Here is a 13748-nt window from a genome sequence, read left to right as displayed (position 1 = left end):
CCTTCAAGGCGGGGTCGACGTCGCGCAAGCGGTTTCGACCCCGTTCCGATTCGACAGAGCGCCAAAGGGAGACTCTCGATGCGCATCGCCGTCGGCGGCTTTCAGCACGAAACCAACACCTTCGCGCCCATAAAGGCGGACTTCGAGAAGTTCGCCCGCACGGACGGCTGGCCCGGCTTGACCCACGGACCGCAGATGCTGGCGGCGATCGACGGCGTGCACATCCCGATCACCGGCGCGGTGACGGAGCTGACCGGCGCGGGCGCGGAACTGGTCCCGCTCAGCTGGTGCTCCGCCCCGCCGTCGGCCCACGTCACCGAAGACGCCTATGAGCGCATCGCCGGCGGACTGATCGACGGCCTCAAGCGGGCGATCGAGGAGGAGGGTCCGGTCGACGGGGTCTATCTCGACCTCCACGGCGCGATGGTGACGGAGCATCTGGAGGACGGCGAGGGCGAATTGCTGCGCCGCCTGCGCGACCTCATCGGGCCGGACGTCCCCGTCGCGGTCAGCCTCGATCTTCACGCCAACGTGACGCAGGCGATGGTCGACTGCGCGGATCTCCTCGACATCTACCGCACCTATCCGCATGTCGACATGGGCGAGACCGGCGCGCGCGCCGCCCGATCGTTGCTGGAACTGGTCGCGACCCATCGCAAACCGGCCAAGGCGCTGCGTAAGCTCGATTTTCTGATCCCGCTCAACTGGGGCTGCACCGAGTTGGCGCCGATGGACCGGCTCTACGGGGCCACGCTGCCGGAAATGTTGGAGCGCACGCCTGACCTCGCCGCGCTGGCGGTCGCCTGCGGCTTTCCTCAGGCCGACATTCGCGAGGTCGGGCCGGCGGTCGTCGCCTACGGGGCCGATCAGCGCACCGCCGCCGGCGCCGCCGACGCGATGGCCCAGGCGATCCGCGACGCCCAGGCCGAGTTCGGCGAGCCGATCTACGCGCCCGACGGCGCGGTCGCCGAGGCGATGCGCCGGGTCCAGGCCGGCGCCGCCAAGCCGGTCGTCATCGCCGACACGCAGGACAATCCCGGCGGCGGCGGCCCGGGCGACACGACCGGCATGCTGCGCGCCCTGCTGGCGGCGGAAGCCCGGGGCGCCGTGCTGGCGATGCTGATCGACCCCGAGAGCGCCGAACAGGCGCACGCCGCGGGCGAGGGGGCGACGACGTCCTTCGCGCTGGGCGGCCGGCGCTATCCCGGCGACGCGCCGGTGGAGACGCAAGCGCGGGTCGAGCGGTTGGGGAACGGCCGCTTCACCGCGACGGGGCCGATGTGGGGCGGCGCGCGCATGCAACTGGGGCCGATGGCGCTGCTGGACGTCGACGGGGTGCGGATCATTCTGGCTTCGCGCGAGATGCAGGCGGGCGACCAGTCGATGTTCCGTCATCTGGGCCTGGAGCCGGCGGAGCAGCCGATCCTGGTCCTGAAAAGCTCCGTCCATTTCCGCGCGGACTTTCAGCCGATCGCGGAGATCGTGCTCACCGCGGCCGCGCCAGGGCCGGTGATCGCCGATCCGGCGACGCTCGACTACCGCCGCATCCGCGAGGGCGTGCGCCGGCGCCCGGATCTTTGAGCCGTGACGGATCTCTCAGGGACGCGCGCGCTGGTCACCGCCGCCGGCGCCGGCATCGGCCGCCGGGTGGCGGAGCGCCTCAGGGAGGCGGGCGCCGCGGTCTACGCCTGCGATGTGGACGAGACGGGACTCGACGGCTTGGCCCCGGAGATCGGGCGCACGGTCTGCGACGTCTCGGACGAGGCGCAGGTGGAGGCGCTTTTCACAAGCGCTGACGCGGCGCTCGGCGGCCTCGACCTGGTCGTCTGCTGCGCCGGTACGGCCGGCCCGATCGCGCCGCTGGCCGACACCGAACCGGCCGCCTGGCGCGCCTGCGTCGACGTCAATCTGATCGGCGGCTATCTGTGCGCGCGCGAGGCCGTCCCGCGTCTCACGGCGGCGGGCGGCGGCGGGATCATCTTCTTCTCTTCGACATCCGGCCTCGCGGGGTATCCGACGCGCACGGCCTATTGCGCGGCGAAGCACGGGCTCATCGGCCTTGTGCGCGCGCTGGCGACGGAGGTCGGGCCCGGCGGGATCACCGTCAACGCGATCTGCCCCGGGATCGTCGAGGGCGAGCGCATGGAGCGCGTGATCGACGCGGAGGCGGCGGCCCGCGGCGTCGCCCCCGCGGCGGTGCGCGACGGCTACGCCTCGGGCAATTCGCTGAAGACCTGGATCACGGCCGACGATCTGGCGGAGACGGTGCTGTTCCTCGCCGGCCCGGGCGGCGCCAAGATCACCGGCCAGGCGCTGGTCGTCGACGGGCATACGGAATCGAAGTGAGGGCGGGAGCCTCAACCCCCTACAGAAGCGGGTCGGCGTCGTCCTCCCGCTCCGGCAGATGCACGTCCAGGTGCAGCCAGGACAGGCGGCTCGTCGTCCAGATATGCAAGCTCGCCGGCATGTCCTCCGGCCGGTCCAGCGTGCCGACCGTGACGTCGAGCTCGTCCGGATGGTCGGCGTGGAGGAAGGTGACCGGCGACCCGCAGGTCCCGCAGAAGCCGCGCGCGCCCTTCGCGGAGCTGGCGTAGCGGGTGAGCGCGCCGCGGGTCAGCCGAAACTGATCCGGCGCGACGGTGAGCCAGGTCACCGCGACCGACCCGGCCGCGCGCCGGCACATGCTGCAATGGCAGTGCGCGACGGAGCCCTTGGGGCGGCCGTCGATCTCATACCGCACAGCGCCGCACAGGCAGCCGCCGGAAAGGGGCTTCATGCAAGTCTCCATCAAACTTGGTCCGCCCTCCGGGCTGATCGAACAGGTTGACCGGGCGATTAAATGAACATCTCGGGACCGTTCCTAACGACGACGGGCTACAATACAACCTGTTCTTTAGTCGCCGGAGCGGGTTAATACGAGTGCTGTTAGGGCTTTGCGTTCATAGGTTGACAAAGAATAAAATTCGATTTATGTTCTCTTAAAAAGGCTTGCGTAGGAATAGAAGGCAACGTATGGCGTACAATTTCACTAGACCGATTGAGGAGAGCTATCTCAAATTCTTGATGCGCGACCGACGCTATTGGCGCTCGGAGGATCCTGAGTTTTCCGCGTACCGGGACTTTGTTGACGACGGGTGGCGCATCCTTGCCGATGAACAACCCCGACGTTATCGAGGCGTGAAGCTTAAGAGCGACGCGCCGAAGCGGCCGAATGATACCGGTGACACCCCTAATCCCGGGAATCAGCCAAGCGACCCTAAACCGTTTATCCTTGGCCCGGACGGCAAACCGCGTAGATGGAATCCGTCTCGCGGTCGATACGAACCAATTCAAGACCCGGATCCAGATTTCGACCCGCCCCTGGGCTTGCAGCCGATGCCCGGCGGGCCTCGAGGTTGATGCGATGATGGCCGCTCTTCGGCGCCTCGCCGCCTGCGCTTTCGGGGCGATGCTTGCCGCGGCTGCTCTCGACGCGGCCCCCGTCAAGGCGGAGCCGGCGGCGCGAATGCTCGACCTTTGGGCCGAAGAACGCTACGAGGAGGCGCTGATGATCGCGCGGCGGCTTGTCGATGAGCCGGGCTATTGGTGTGCGGCGGCGGCGCTTGCAACGGCGCATAGTCAAGGACTTGGCGGAACGGAGCGAGACCTCGGGCAAGCGGAGCGGCTGCATCGCCGCGCCGCCGCCTCAGGGGCGCTCACGGCGCGGTATGATCTAGCGCGCTTTCTGCTGAACCAACGCCAGGGCGAAGCGGCGGCGCGGCGAGAGGCCGTCACCCTTCTGGCCGATCTCGCACAGGCGCGTTACGCCGCCGCAATGCTTCTTTTGGCGCGGTTCGATCCCTCGGAACTTCCGCCCAATGCGCGGCGCGACCGGCCGGTTCTCTGGATCGAAGAGGCCGCGCGGATCGGACATCCGACGGCCCTTTTCATGGTCGGCTCCTTTCAGTACGCGCCGGGGTATCGCGGGTCGGCTCCAGGCCCCCGCGCGGCGTTCGAACGCGCGGCTCGCGGCGGGCAGCCGATGGCGGCCCTTGAGCTTGCGCATGGGATCCGCGATGGGCGGCTCGCGGGCGAAGGATCGGAGAGCTTGGCTTGGGCGGCGCGAACTGAGGCGATGATTGTCCGAGGCGGGGTTCTCTACGGTGAGGACCTCCTGGACCGAGAACGCCTCGCCGCTCGCGCCGCGGCGTTCCTAGACGAGGCGCCCCCGGAAAGCGCGGCCGCCGCCCGCGCTGACGCCCGCCGGTGGGTCGAGGACGAGATGTCCGTCTGGCCCACCGAGGAGACGCTGCCTTGTCCTGCGCGGTAACTGCGCCCTCCTGGACGTTTGGCGCACAGTGAATTCCCGCTCACGAGAGAAATACCTTCATCGTCTCCATTGCGCGGATCATCGCCGCTTCGGCCCGATCGGCCGTCAGCGACCAGCACAGATTGACCCCGGCGGGGAGCGGGCGGCTGTCGCGGCGGAAGCGCTCCCAGGCGGGCGCGGGGGCGGGGGCGGAAATCGGGCCGTCGCCGGCGGCGAGGTCCGCCAGCACCGGCGGGCTGAGCGCGCCGGCCTCCGGCAGCAGGGTCCAGTCGGCGAAGGGCTGCAGCGCCTTCAGCAGCTTCGGCCCCACCATCTGCGGGGCGATGCCTGCGGGATCGGCCTTGGCGATCAGGGTTTCCGTCGCGTGGATCAGGAAGGGCAGACGGGGATCGCCCCTGCGCACCATCAGGCAGGCGTTATGCGGCCCGCGCCAGGTCTTGAGGCGCCCGGGGCGCTTTGGATCAACGTCGACCCACACCTCCCGGCCGACGGCGAAGCCGCCCGGCGCGTCGACGGGACGAAACCGATCCGGCGCCGCGACGAAAAAGTCGGCGTCCAGCCACAGCGCGACGTCATAAGCCTCGGCCAGCGCCTCCTCGATCAACAGCAGGCGGACGAGATCGGTCACAACCGGGATCTTTTCACCGGCCTTGTCGCGATACCAATCGGGCGCTTTCGCCAGCGCGGCGTCGCCGTGGAAGGCGTAGTCGGCGCCGCACGCCTGCGCCCACGCCTCGACCGAGGCGAGGCATCGCGCCAGCCACGGCGTCGCCGCCTGTGCGTCCGAGGCGCTTTGCAGAACCAGACAGCGGCTCATCTCGACCCATCCCAAGCGGGTTTGACCATCCGCGCGCAAGCCGTATAAACGCCCGATATCCGCGCCCCAACGAAACGCCGACCGCCGGGACGAAAGCGAGTGTGATGCTGGACAAGACCTACGCGCCGCAAGCGATCGAGGACAAGCACTATCGCCAGTGGGAGGAGGGCGGCTATTTCAAGCCCGGCGCCCGCCCCGACGCGAAGCCCTTCACCATCGTCATTCCGCCGCCGAACGTCACCGGCTCGCTGCATATGGGCCACGCGCTGAACAACACGCTGCAGGACGTGCTGTGCCGCTACAAGCGCATGGCCGGCTACGACGTGCTGTGGCAGCCCGGCATGGACCACGCCGGCATCGCAACCCAGATGGTGGTGGAGCGCAAGCTGGCCGAGCGCGGGGAGCCCGATCGCCGCCAGATGGGCCGCGAGAAATTCATCGAGCGAATCTGGGACTGGAAGGCCGAGAGCGGCGGCGCGATTCTGAACCAGCTGCGCCGCCTCGGCGCCAGTTGCGATTGGAGCCGCGAGCGCTTCACCATGGATGACGGCCTGTCCGAGGCCGTGCGCCACGTCTTCGTCGAGCTGCACCGCCAGGGGCTGATCTACAAGGACCAGCGTCTGGTGAATTGGGACCCGGCGTTGGAGACGGCGATCTCCGACCTGGAGGTCCAGCAGACCGAGCAGGACGGCTCCCTCTGGTCGATCCGCTATCCGATCGAAGGCGCCGAGGGCGCGTATCTGACCGTCGCCACCACGCGGCCCGAGACCATGCTGGGCGACAGCGGCGTCGCGGTCCATCCGGAGGACGAGCGGCACCGCCACCTGATCGGCAAGCATTGCATCCTGCCGCTGGTCGGCCGACGCCTGCCCATCGTGGCGGACGAGTACGCCGACCCGGAGCAGGGCACCGGCGCGGTCAAGATGACGCCCGCGCACGATTTCAACGATTTCGAGGTCGGCCGGCGCCACGATCTGGAGATGATCAACATCCTGACGGTCGACGCCAAGATCAACGAGAACGCGCCCGAGGCCTATCGCAGCCTGGACCGGTTCGAGGCGCGCAAACGTATTCTGGCCGATCTTGAGGCCGAGGGGCTGCTGGCCGGGGAGGAGAAGATCCGCCATTCCGTGCCCTACGGCGATCGCGGCGGCGTGCCGATCGAGCCCTATCTGACCGAGCAGTGGTACGTCGACGCCAAGACGCTGGCGAAGGAGGCGATCGCCTCGGTCGAGCAGGGGCGCACCAAGTTCGTGCCCGAGAACTGGACCAAGACCTATTACGAGTGGATGTACAACATCCAGCCCTGGTGCATCTCGCGTCAGCTCTGGTGGGGGCACCGCATTCCGGCCTGGTGCGGTCCGGACGGTCACATCTTCGTCGAGATGACGGAAGAGGCCGCGCAGGCCGCGGCCGACGCGCATTACGGGAAGAGCGTCGAGCTCACCCAGGACGAGGACGTGCTCGACACGTGGTTCTCCTCGGCCCTGTGGCCGTTCTCCACCCTCGGCTGGCCGGAGGAGACGCCGACGCTGGCGCGGCATTATCCGACCGACGTGCTGGTCACCGGCTTCGACATCATCTTCTTCTGGGTCGCGCGGATGATGATGATGGGCGATCATTTCATGAAGGAGGAGCCCTTCCACACCGTCTACGTCCACGCCCTGGTGCGCGACGAGAAGGGCCAGAAGATGTCGAAGTCCAAGGGGAACGTAATCGACCCCCTGGATTTGATGGAGAAATTCGGGGCCGACAGCGTGCGCTTCACGCTGACTGCGCTCGCCGCCGCGGGCCGGGATATCAAGCTTTCCGAGGATCGGGTGGAAGGCTACCGCAACTTCATGACGAAGCTGTGGAACGCCGCGCGCTTCTGCGAGATGAACGAATGCGCGCTCGACCCATCTTTCGATCCCGCCAAGGCCGAGCAGACGGTCAATCGCTGGATCCTGGGCGAACTCGGACGGACCCGCGACGCGGTCACCGCGGCGCTCGACGCCTACCGCTTCAACGATGCGGCGGGCGCCGTCTATCAGTTCCTGTGGCACACCTTCTGCGACTGGTATCTGGAGTTCGCCAAGCCGCTCTTCTCCGGGGCGGACGAGGCCGCGAAGGCCGAAACTCGCGCCACCGCCGCCTTCGTGCTGGAGCGCACGCTGCGGCTCATGCACCCCGTCGCGCCCTTCATCACGGCCGAGCTTTGGGAGTTCCTGAAGGGCGCGGACGGCGCCAAGGGCGATCCGCTGATCCTCGCCGCCTGGCCGGAGGAGGGGGCGGAGGCCCTCGCCGACGCCGACGCCGCGCGCGAGATGGAGTGGGTGGTGCGCCTGATCTCCGCCGTCCGCTCCGTCCGTGCCGAGATGAACGTGCCGGCCGGCGCCAAGGTCGCGCTCGCCGCCGTCGACATGCGCGCGGAGGCGAAAGGCTGGCTGTCGCGGCATGAGGCGCTGATCGCGCGCCTCGCCCGGATCGAGGCGATCGACCATGCGGCCGAGCCGCCCAAGGGCGCGGCGCAGCTGGTGCTCGACGAAGCGACGCTGGCGATCCCGCTCGCCGACGTGATCGACCTGTCGGCCGAGCGCGCGCGCCTGGAGAAGGAGATCGCCAAGGCCGAGGGCGAAATCGCCAAGATCGAGAAGAAGCTCTCCAACGAAGGCTTCCTCGCCAAGGCGCCCGAGGCCGTCGTCGCCGAGAACAAGGAGCGCCTGGCCGACGAACAGGCCCAGCGCGACAAGCTCGCCCGCGCGCTGGACCGCCTCGCCCAGGCGGGGTAGGGGCGCGCCGGCGGGCGCTCGGTCCCGCGGCCTCAGGCACGCCCCCCGCGCTTAAGAAAATGCGGCGGTTGCCGCCGCGTCGTCAGGCGGTCTCCCGCCGCCCCAAGAGCGCCCGGTAGGCGTGCCAGCTGGCGTGGCCGACGAGCGGCAGGATGACGAGGAAGCCGAGGAAGCCGGTGGCGAAGCCGGCCGCCGTCAGCCCCACGATCACCGCCGCCCAGACCATCATGGTGCGGAAATTCCCCGCGACGCAGACGAGCGAGGCCATCGCGCCCTGGAACACGTCGACCCGCCGGTCGAGCATTATCTGCAGCGACACGCACGAGAAGACGAAGGCGACGAAGGCGAAGGCGGCGCCGACGGGGACGCCGACCGCCAGGAAGAGCCAGCCTTCCGGCGTGAACAGGGTCGCGTTGACCAGGCCTTGGATCGTGCCGCCCTTGTAGGGGAACAGCACCGCGAAGATCAGCGCCGCGCCGCGCATCCAGATGATGAAATAGAGCGTCAGCAGCACGCCGCCGCCGAAGATGTTCAAGGGATTGCGCCGCCAGCTGAAGACGACGTCGAAGAAACCCGGCGTGCGGCCGGCCTCCAGCTCGCGCGAGAGGGCGTACATGCCGACCGACAGGATCGGCCCGACGATCAGGAAACCGCCCAGCGCCGGCGCGATCGCCCAGGTCTGATCCAACAAATAGAGGCCGACGGTGAGGAAGGCGCTCAAGCCCGCCAGCAGCAGCCCGAAGAACAGGCTGATCGCGGGCGCCGCCTTCATGTCGCGCCACCCGGCGGCGAGCCATAGCCAGGGCTCGTGCCCCTCCAGCCGACGCACCTCGTCGACATAGGGAAAGCCCTTCCAGAACGGGCCTTTGAAGACGGCCTTGTCGTCGTTCGCCACGGTCGCGGCTCCCCCCGAAGCCGGCGCGGCCTCGTCCGTCCTAGCCCAGCACGGAGAAGCTGCTTTCCGGATTGATGGTGCGCCGCCGGCTGTAGAAGCCGACGTCGATGCTTTTGCCCGTATAGTCCATCGCCCATTGCAGCGGCTCGGAATCGTGATCGAGGCCGGCTTCGACCTTTTCGATCAGCTCCGCCATCATCCGGCCGGCGGGCGGGGCGTTCTTGAACTGATTGCCGCTTGAGCCGCAGGCCATGTAGAAGCCGGGCACGCAGCTTTTGTCGTAGATCGGAATCCAGTCGTCCGAGGCGTCGTAGAGCGAGACCACGCCCTTCATCTGGCTGGGGATGCCGAGCTCGGGGATGCGCTGGGCGGTGCGCATCGCCTGGATCTTCCACTGCTCGGTGAAGTTCTCGTCGAAATCGTCAGGGTCGACGAACTCGCGCGGATCGCACTCCGGATCCTCGCTGCCGATCAGCAGGAAGTTGCCCTTCTCCGGCCGGGTGTAGCAGGCGATGTCGCTGTCAGAGGTGACGATCCCGCTCTCGTCCCAACCCTCGACCGGCATGGGGACGTGAGTCACCTCCTGCTTCAGCGCGTGGGTCTTGATGTTCATGTCCTCGGTCGCGCCGGCCATCTCGTTGATCTTCTGGGAGTGCGGGCCGGCGACGTTGACGACGACGGGCGCGTCGATCTGCGTTCCGTCCTTGCATGTCACCCCGGCGATCCGGCCGTCGGCGTCTTTGCGGATCTCGGCGACTTGGGCGTTGAAGCGGAAGGTCCCGCCGGCCGCTTCCGCCGCGCGCTGGATGTTGTGGGTGGCGAGTTGCGGGTCGGAGATGTAGCCCGCGCAGGGGAAGAAGACGCCGCCGCGCAAGGAGCCGCCCGTCGGCTCGCCGAATCCCGGATCGTCCGGGCGCTTCGGCGGAGCGTAGGTGTTGAGATCCAGGTGCGGCAGCTTCGCCTTGATGGTCGCGCCGTCCCACTCTTCGAACGGGATGCCGACGGCGCGCTGATGCTCCAGCAGCTTCTCCAGATAGCCGTTGGCCTCTGTCTTCATCACCAGACAGCCGCGATCGTGAAAGTCGGCGAGGCCGCGCTCGTCCTCGACCTCCAGATAGTCGGCCCAGTTCTTCCAGTAGAAATAGCCCTCATAGGCGAAGGCGGTGCCGTCGAAAGTGGAGTAGTGGGTGCGGATGATCGCGCAACTGGCCGAGGTGGAGCCGTAGCCCGCGGCGGGCAGCTTATCCAGATTGAGCGTCTTCCAGCCTTTGCGGCTCAGCTCCAACCCGAGCGCGGCGCCGATGATACCGGCCCCGATGATGACGGCGTCAAACCGTTCCGACATGGATCGTCCTCATAATGTTCGCCGGGATGAGCCGGCGGCGGATGCGGGCTGTACGTCAGGCGACGGTAATTCCGCCGCTCAGGCTTGACCAGATCGATTTTCATCCGCGGGGGCGCGCGTCAGCGCGGCGTGAAAAACGTGCCGCCGAAGAGCCAGACGTCGTGCTCGTCCCGGCCCAGGATCGGCAGCGACATGGTTTCGATCGGCACCTGATGATCGCCCGAGACGAAACGCGCCTTCAGAAAGATCGGAGTCAGCGTGTCGCGCACGTGATTGCTGAGGGCGATCGCGAGATCGGCCTCTTCCGGCGTCATATGCTCTCGCAAGGGGATGCTCGTGACCTCGCTGCCGTACATCTGCACGATCCGGGTGCCGAGCAGACGATACCGCCAGTCGCTCCCATCCTGCGTCGGCTCCAGGATGAAGACGCTGTCCAAGCAGCCCAGCGCGCTCAAATCCTCCATCGTGATCTGCCGGCGCTGGGGAAGCGCGGGCGGATCCGCGAGCCCTCGCCAATAGGCGTACAGCGCGCGGGCGTCCGCAGAATTCGGCGCCTCGATCTTCTCGAAGTAGGGCGCGAGAAAGAAAGGTTCGTCCTTGGACATCGGGCATCCGGCGGCTGAGCGAAAAGACGCGGTCTAAACGCCATAGTGATTCTCGCCAAGACCGACTTGCAAGCCCTCAGACGCAGTTGTATCAGCGGGCCGCCCCGCCGCAACAAATCCCGAGAGAGCCAATGTCAGCTCAGCACGCCCTCCCGACGCCTGAGGACGTCGCCGACGCCCATATTCGGATCGCCGATAGCGTCCGGCGCACGCCGACGATCTTGTGCGAGCCGAGCGATCTTCTCTCCGTCGCGGACGGCCCGGCGTCGGTGACCTTGAAGCTGGAGCAGATGCAGCACACCGGCTCCTTCAAGGCCCGCGGCGCCTTCAATGCGCTGCTCGCTCAGCCGGTCACGGAGGCCGGCGTGATCGCGGCCTCCGGCGGCAATCACGGTGCGGCGGTCGCCTACGCGGCCCGCTCGTTGGGCGTGCGGGCGGAGATTTTCGTGCCGGAAATCTCCCATCCCGCCAAGCAAGCCAGGCTGCGCGGCTACGGCGCAGAAGTGCATGTCGTCGGACGCGACTTCGCAGAAGCCTTGGAGGCCTGCGAAGCGCGACGCGCCCAGACCGGCGCGCGTTTGCTGCACGCCTACGACCAGCCGGAGATTCTGGCCGGGCAGGGCACGTGCGCGCTTGAGTGGGTGGAGCAGGCCCCCGATCTCGACACGCTCTTGATCGCCGTCGGCGGCGGCGGGCTTGTCGGCGGATGCGCCGCGGCGTTGGCCGGCGCAAAGCGCATCGTCGCCGTCGAGACGCAGGGGACGCCCGCGCTGAACCGCGCGCTCGCCGCCGGCGAGCCTACGACGGTCGAGGTCTCGGGTCTCGCCGCCGACTCCCTGGGCGCGCGCACCGTCGGCGCGCTGGCGTTCGAGGCGGCGGCGCGGTTCGGCGTGGAGAGCCTGTTGGTGGGGGACGAGGCGGTGCGCGACGCGCAGCGCTGGCTGTGGGATCGGATGCGCCAGGCCGCGGAGCCGGGCGGCGCGACGGCCCTGGCGGCCCTGCTCAGCGGGGCGTATCAGCCCGCCCCGGGCGAACGCGTCGGCGTGCTGGTCTGCGGAGCCAATATGGACCCGACGAGTCTGGCGTAAGGCTGCGCACCATATATGGCGTGTCGCGCGTCGATATGGGCAAAATCTGCCCGGCAATGGGGACGGTTTTGCCGAGCAAGTGCTTGAAAATATTGCCGATTGACGGCCGAACCGCTTCGTGATTCTCTGCCGGCATGGCCGTCTTGCAGGAATTCCGTCGGCGCTCGCGCCAAGTGGTGGTCCCCGTCCTCGGGGCCTGCGTCATCGGTTATTTCGCCTATCACACGGTTCAGGGCGACCGCGGCCTGCTGTCCTTCATGCGATTGTCGAGCGAGGTCCAGCGCGCCGAGACGATGCTGGAGGAAGTTCGCGCCGAGCGTGTGACGCTTGAGCGCAAGGTGAGCCTGCTTCGCCGGGAAAGCCTTGACCTCGACATGTTGGAGGAGCGCTCTCGGGCTGTCTTGAATCGGGTGCGCGATGACGAGGTCGTCGTCTTCACGCCTGTGACCGACGGCTAAGGCGGCGCTGCGATCGCCTCCGCATGGCGCTTATGGGCGCTGCAACAGCCTTATCAACCGAGTTTTAGTTAAAGTAAGAAACTCTCATTAAAATCAAGAATTTAATCGCCTCTTGCGTCCGCATCGAACAGCGGATACTCCTGTTGTTTAAGGAAAAGGGCCTGCGGCGCGACCGTAAGGCCCGGGCGATGCAGGGCAGGGGGCGCCGGACTCTTCGGACCGAAGCCGCGCGATATTGCGCCCGCTCGGCCGCGCGATTGCGCGGGACGGCGGGCGAGCGTCTGTGCGGCCGACCGCCTGCCGTCTATCGCCCGCCCGTCCGCAAGGCAGCGAAGGGGAGCCGACATGGCCGCAGAGTCCGCCAAGAAGAGTTCCGGTAAGAAGACGTCCGCCAAGAAATCGGCCGCCAAGAAATCGGCCGCGAAGAAAGGCGGGGCGAAGAAGGCCGCGGCCAAGAAGCCGCAGGCGAGCGCGGACGACCTCAAGCGCTATTACAGCGACATGTTGCTGATCCGCCGCTTTGAGGAGAAGGCGGGCCAGCTCTACGGCATGGGCCTGATCGGCGGGTTCTGTCACCTCTATATCGGCCAGGAAGCGGTCGTGGTGGGCATGCAGGCCTGCACCAAGCAGGGGGACTGCGTCATCACCAGCTATCGCGACCACGGCCACATGCTGGCGACCGGCATGGACCCGAAGGGCGTGATGGCGGAGCTGACCGGCCGCGAGGGGGGATACTCCAAGGGCAAGGGCGGCTCCATGCACATGTTCTCGAAAGAGAAGAACTTCTACGGCGGTCACGGCATCGTCGGCGCGCAGGTGCCGCTCGGCACCGGGATCGGTTTCGCCCTGCAGTATAACGAGACCGACAACGTCTGCCTGACCTACACCGGCGACGGGGCTATGAACCAGGGTCAGGTCTATGAGAGCTTCAATATGGCCGCGTTGTGGAAGCTGCCGGTCATCTATGTCGTCGAGAACAACAAGTACGGCATGGGCACCTCGGTGGAGCGCAGTTCCGCCTCCGGCGCCAATCTCCACGACCGCGGCAAGAGCTACGGCATCCCCGGCTTCGAGGTCGACGGCATGGACGTGCTGGCGGTGAAGGAGGCGGGCGACGAGGCGACGGCCCACTGCCGCGCCGGCAAAGGCCCGATCATCCTGGAGATGAAGACCTATCGCTATCGCGGCCACTCCATGTCCGATCCGGCGAAATACCGCTCGAAGGAGGAGGTCAACAAGATGCGCTCGCAGCACGATCCGATCGATCATGTCAAACAGATGCTGATCGAGGCGAACCAGGCGAGCGAGGACGACCTGAAGGCCATCGACAAGGAGGTGAAGCGGATCGTCTCCGAGGCCGCCGACTTCGCCCAGGAAAGCCCCGAGCCCGATCCGTCCGAGCTTTGGACGGACGTGCTGTTGGACGCGTGACGCGCCGGATCCGAGCAGGAGGACATTAG

The 13748-nt window shown here is 67.5% G+C and carries 12 protein-coding genes; 7 read left to right on the top strand and 5 right to left on the bottom strand.

Features of this window, described 5'->3' with window-relative positions; genetic code table 11:
- The first annotated feature begins 78 nt into the window (after positions 1-78).
- A complete protein-coding gene (locus RIB45_RS12510; RefSeq protein ID WP_350050641.1) occupies positions 79-1581 on the top strand; it encodes a M81 family metallopeptidase in 1503 nt (500 codons plus the stop codon).
- A gap of 3 nt (positions 1582-1584) precedes the next feature.
- The gene (locus tag RIB45_RS12505) at positions 1585-2346 is read left to right on the top strand and encodes an SDR family oxidoreductase (RefSeq protein ID WP_350050639.1); all 762 of its coding nucleotides are present in this window, start codon (positions 1585-1587) and stop codon (positions 2344-2346) included.
- Between the two features lie 19 nt (positions 2347-2365).
- Here the strand turns inward: RIB45_RS12505 and RIB45_RS12500 are convergent, their stop codons facing one another.
- The gene (locus RIB45_RS12500; RefSeq protein WP_350050637.1) at positions 2366-2776 is read right to left on the bottom strand and encodes a GFA family protein; all 411 of its coding nucleotides are present in this window, start codon (positions 2774-2776) and stop codon (positions 2366-2368) included.
- Positions 2777-3505: 729 nt separating this feature from the next.
- On the opposite strand from RIB45_RS12500, the gene RIB45_RS12495 reads away from it, so the two are divergent.
- Entirely contained in the window at positions 3506-4309 is an 804-nt protein-coding gene (locus RIB45_RS12495) for an SEL1-like repeat protein (RefSeq protein WP_350050636.1), read from the top strand.
- A 40-nt stretch (positions 4310-4349) separates the two neighbouring features.
- On the opposite strand, the gene RIB45_RS12490 is transcribed toward RIB45_RS12495, so the two are convergent.
- Positions 4350-5126 (bottom strand): hypothetical protein, encoded by a 777-nt coding sequence (locus RIB45_RS12490; protein WP_350050635.1) that lies wholly within the window; start codon positions 5124-5126, stop codon positions 4350-4352.
- Positions 5127-5230: 104 nt separating this feature from the next.
- On the opposite strand from RIB45_RS12490, the gene RIB45_RS12485 reads away from it, so the two are divergent.
- Positions 5231-7897: a valine--tRNA ligase gene (locus tag RIB45_RS12485; protein WP_350050634.1), complete on the top strand. Its 2667-nt coding sequence runs from the start codon at positions 5231-5233 to the stop codon at positions 7895-7897.
- A gap of 82 nt (positions 7898-7979) precedes the next feature.
- Here RIB45_RS12485 and RIB45_RS12480 read toward each other — a convergent pair whose 3' ends face one another.
- From RIB45_RS12480 to RIB45_RS12470, 3 genes are all read right to left on the bottom strand, one after another.
- The gene (locus RIB45_RS12480; RefSeq protein WP_350050633.1) at positions 7980-8792 is read right to left on the bottom strand and encodes a DUF2189 domain-containing protein; all 813 of its coding nucleotides are present in this window, start codon (positions 8790-8792) and stop codon (positions 7980-7982) included.
- A gap of 40 nt (positions 8793-8832) precedes the next feature.
- The gene (locus tag RIB45_RS12475) at positions 8833-10137 is read right to left on the bottom strand and encodes an NAD(P)/FAD-dependent oxidoreductase (RefSeq protein WP_350050632.1); all 1305 of its coding nucleotides are present in this window, start codon (positions 10135-10137) and stop codon (positions 8833-8835) included.
- 119 nt (positions 10138-10256) lie between these two features.
- Positions 10257-10742, bottom strand: a complete 486-nt coding sequence (locus tag RIB45_RS12470; RefSeq protein ID WP_350050631.1) for a PAS domain-containing protein — start codon at positions 10740-10742, stop codon at positions 10257-10259.
- A gap of 131 nt (positions 10743-10873) precedes the next feature.
- Between RIB45_RS12470 and RIB45_RS12465 the strand changes: the two genes are divergently transcribed.
- The 3 genes from RIB45_RS12465 (at position 10874) to pdhA (ending at position 13719) form a co-directional block, all read left to right on the top strand.
- Positions 10874-11830 (top strand): threonine/serine dehydratase, encoded by a 957-nt coding sequence (locus tag RIB45_RS12465; RefSeq protein WP_350050629.1) that lies wholly within the window; start codon positions 10874-10876, stop codon positions 11828-11830.
- 134 nt (positions 11831-11964) lie between these two features.
- On the top strand, positions 11965-12288 hold the full coding sequence (locus RIB45_RS12460) for an FtsB family cell division protein (protein ID WP_350050628.1): 324 nt from the start codon (positions 11965-11967) through the stop codon (positions 12286-12288).
- Positions 12289-12633: 345 nt separating this feature from the next.
- Positions 12634-13719: a pyruvate dehydrogenase (acetyl-transferring) E1 component subunit alpha gene (gene pdhA, locus RIB45_RS12455; protein ID WP_350050626.1), complete on the top strand. Its 1086-nt coding sequence runs from the start codon at positions 12634-12636 to the stop codon at positions 13717-13719.
- Positions 13720-13748 lie beyond the last annotated feature (29 nt).

The organism is Marivibrio sp., from assembly GCF_040218065.1.
GTDB lineage: Bacteria > Pseudomonadota > Alphaproteobacteria > UBA8366 > Aestuariispiraceae > Marivibrio.
This window is presented reverse-complemented; position numbering and strand designations above follow the sequence as displayed.

Excerpts from the sequence above, each read along its gene's own strand:
- RIB45_RS12470 (WP_350050631.1), bottom strand. The coding sequence starts at position 10,742 with ATGTCCAAGGACGAACCTTTCTTTCTCGCGCCCTACTTCGAGAAGATC.
- RIB45_RS12500 (WP_350050637.1), bottom strand. The coding sequence starts at position 2,776 with ATGAAGCCCCTTTCCGGCGGCTGCCTGTGCGGCGCTGTGCGGTATGAG.
- pdhA (WP_350050626.1), top strand. The coding sequence starts at position 12,634 with ATGGCCGCAGAGTCCGCCAAGAAGAGTTCCGGTAAGAAGACGTCCGCC.
- RIB45_RS12490 (WP_350050635.1), bottom strand. The coding sequence starts at position 5,126 with ATGAGCCGCTGTCTGGTTCTGCAAAGCGCCTCGGACGCACAGGCGGCG.
- RIB45_RS12465 (WP_350050629.1), top strand. The coding sequence starts at position 10,874 with ATGTCAGCTCAGCACGCCCTCCCGACGCCTGAGGACGTCGCCGACGCC.
- RIB45_RS12475 (WP_350050632.1), bottom strand. The coding sequence starts at position 10,137 with ATGTCGGAACGGTTTGACGCCGTCATCATCGGGGCCGGTATCATCGGC.
- RIB45_RS12485 (WP_350050634.1), top strand. The coding sequence starts at position 5,231 with ATGCTGGACAAGACCTACGCGCCGCAAGCGATCGAGGACAAGCACTAT.
- RIB45_RS12460 (WP_350050628.1), top strand. The coding sequence starts at position 11,965 with ATGGCCGTCTTGCAGGAATTCCGTCGGCGCTCGCGCCAAGTGGTGGTC.
- RIB45_RS12510 (WP_350050641.1), top strand. The coding sequence starts at position 79 with ATGCGCATCGCCGTCGGCGGCTTTCAGCACGAAACCAACACCTTCGCG.
- RIB45_RS12495 (WP_350050636.1), top strand. The coding sequence starts at position 3,506 with ATGCTCGACCTTTGGGCCGAAGAACGCTACGAGGAGGCGCTGATGATC.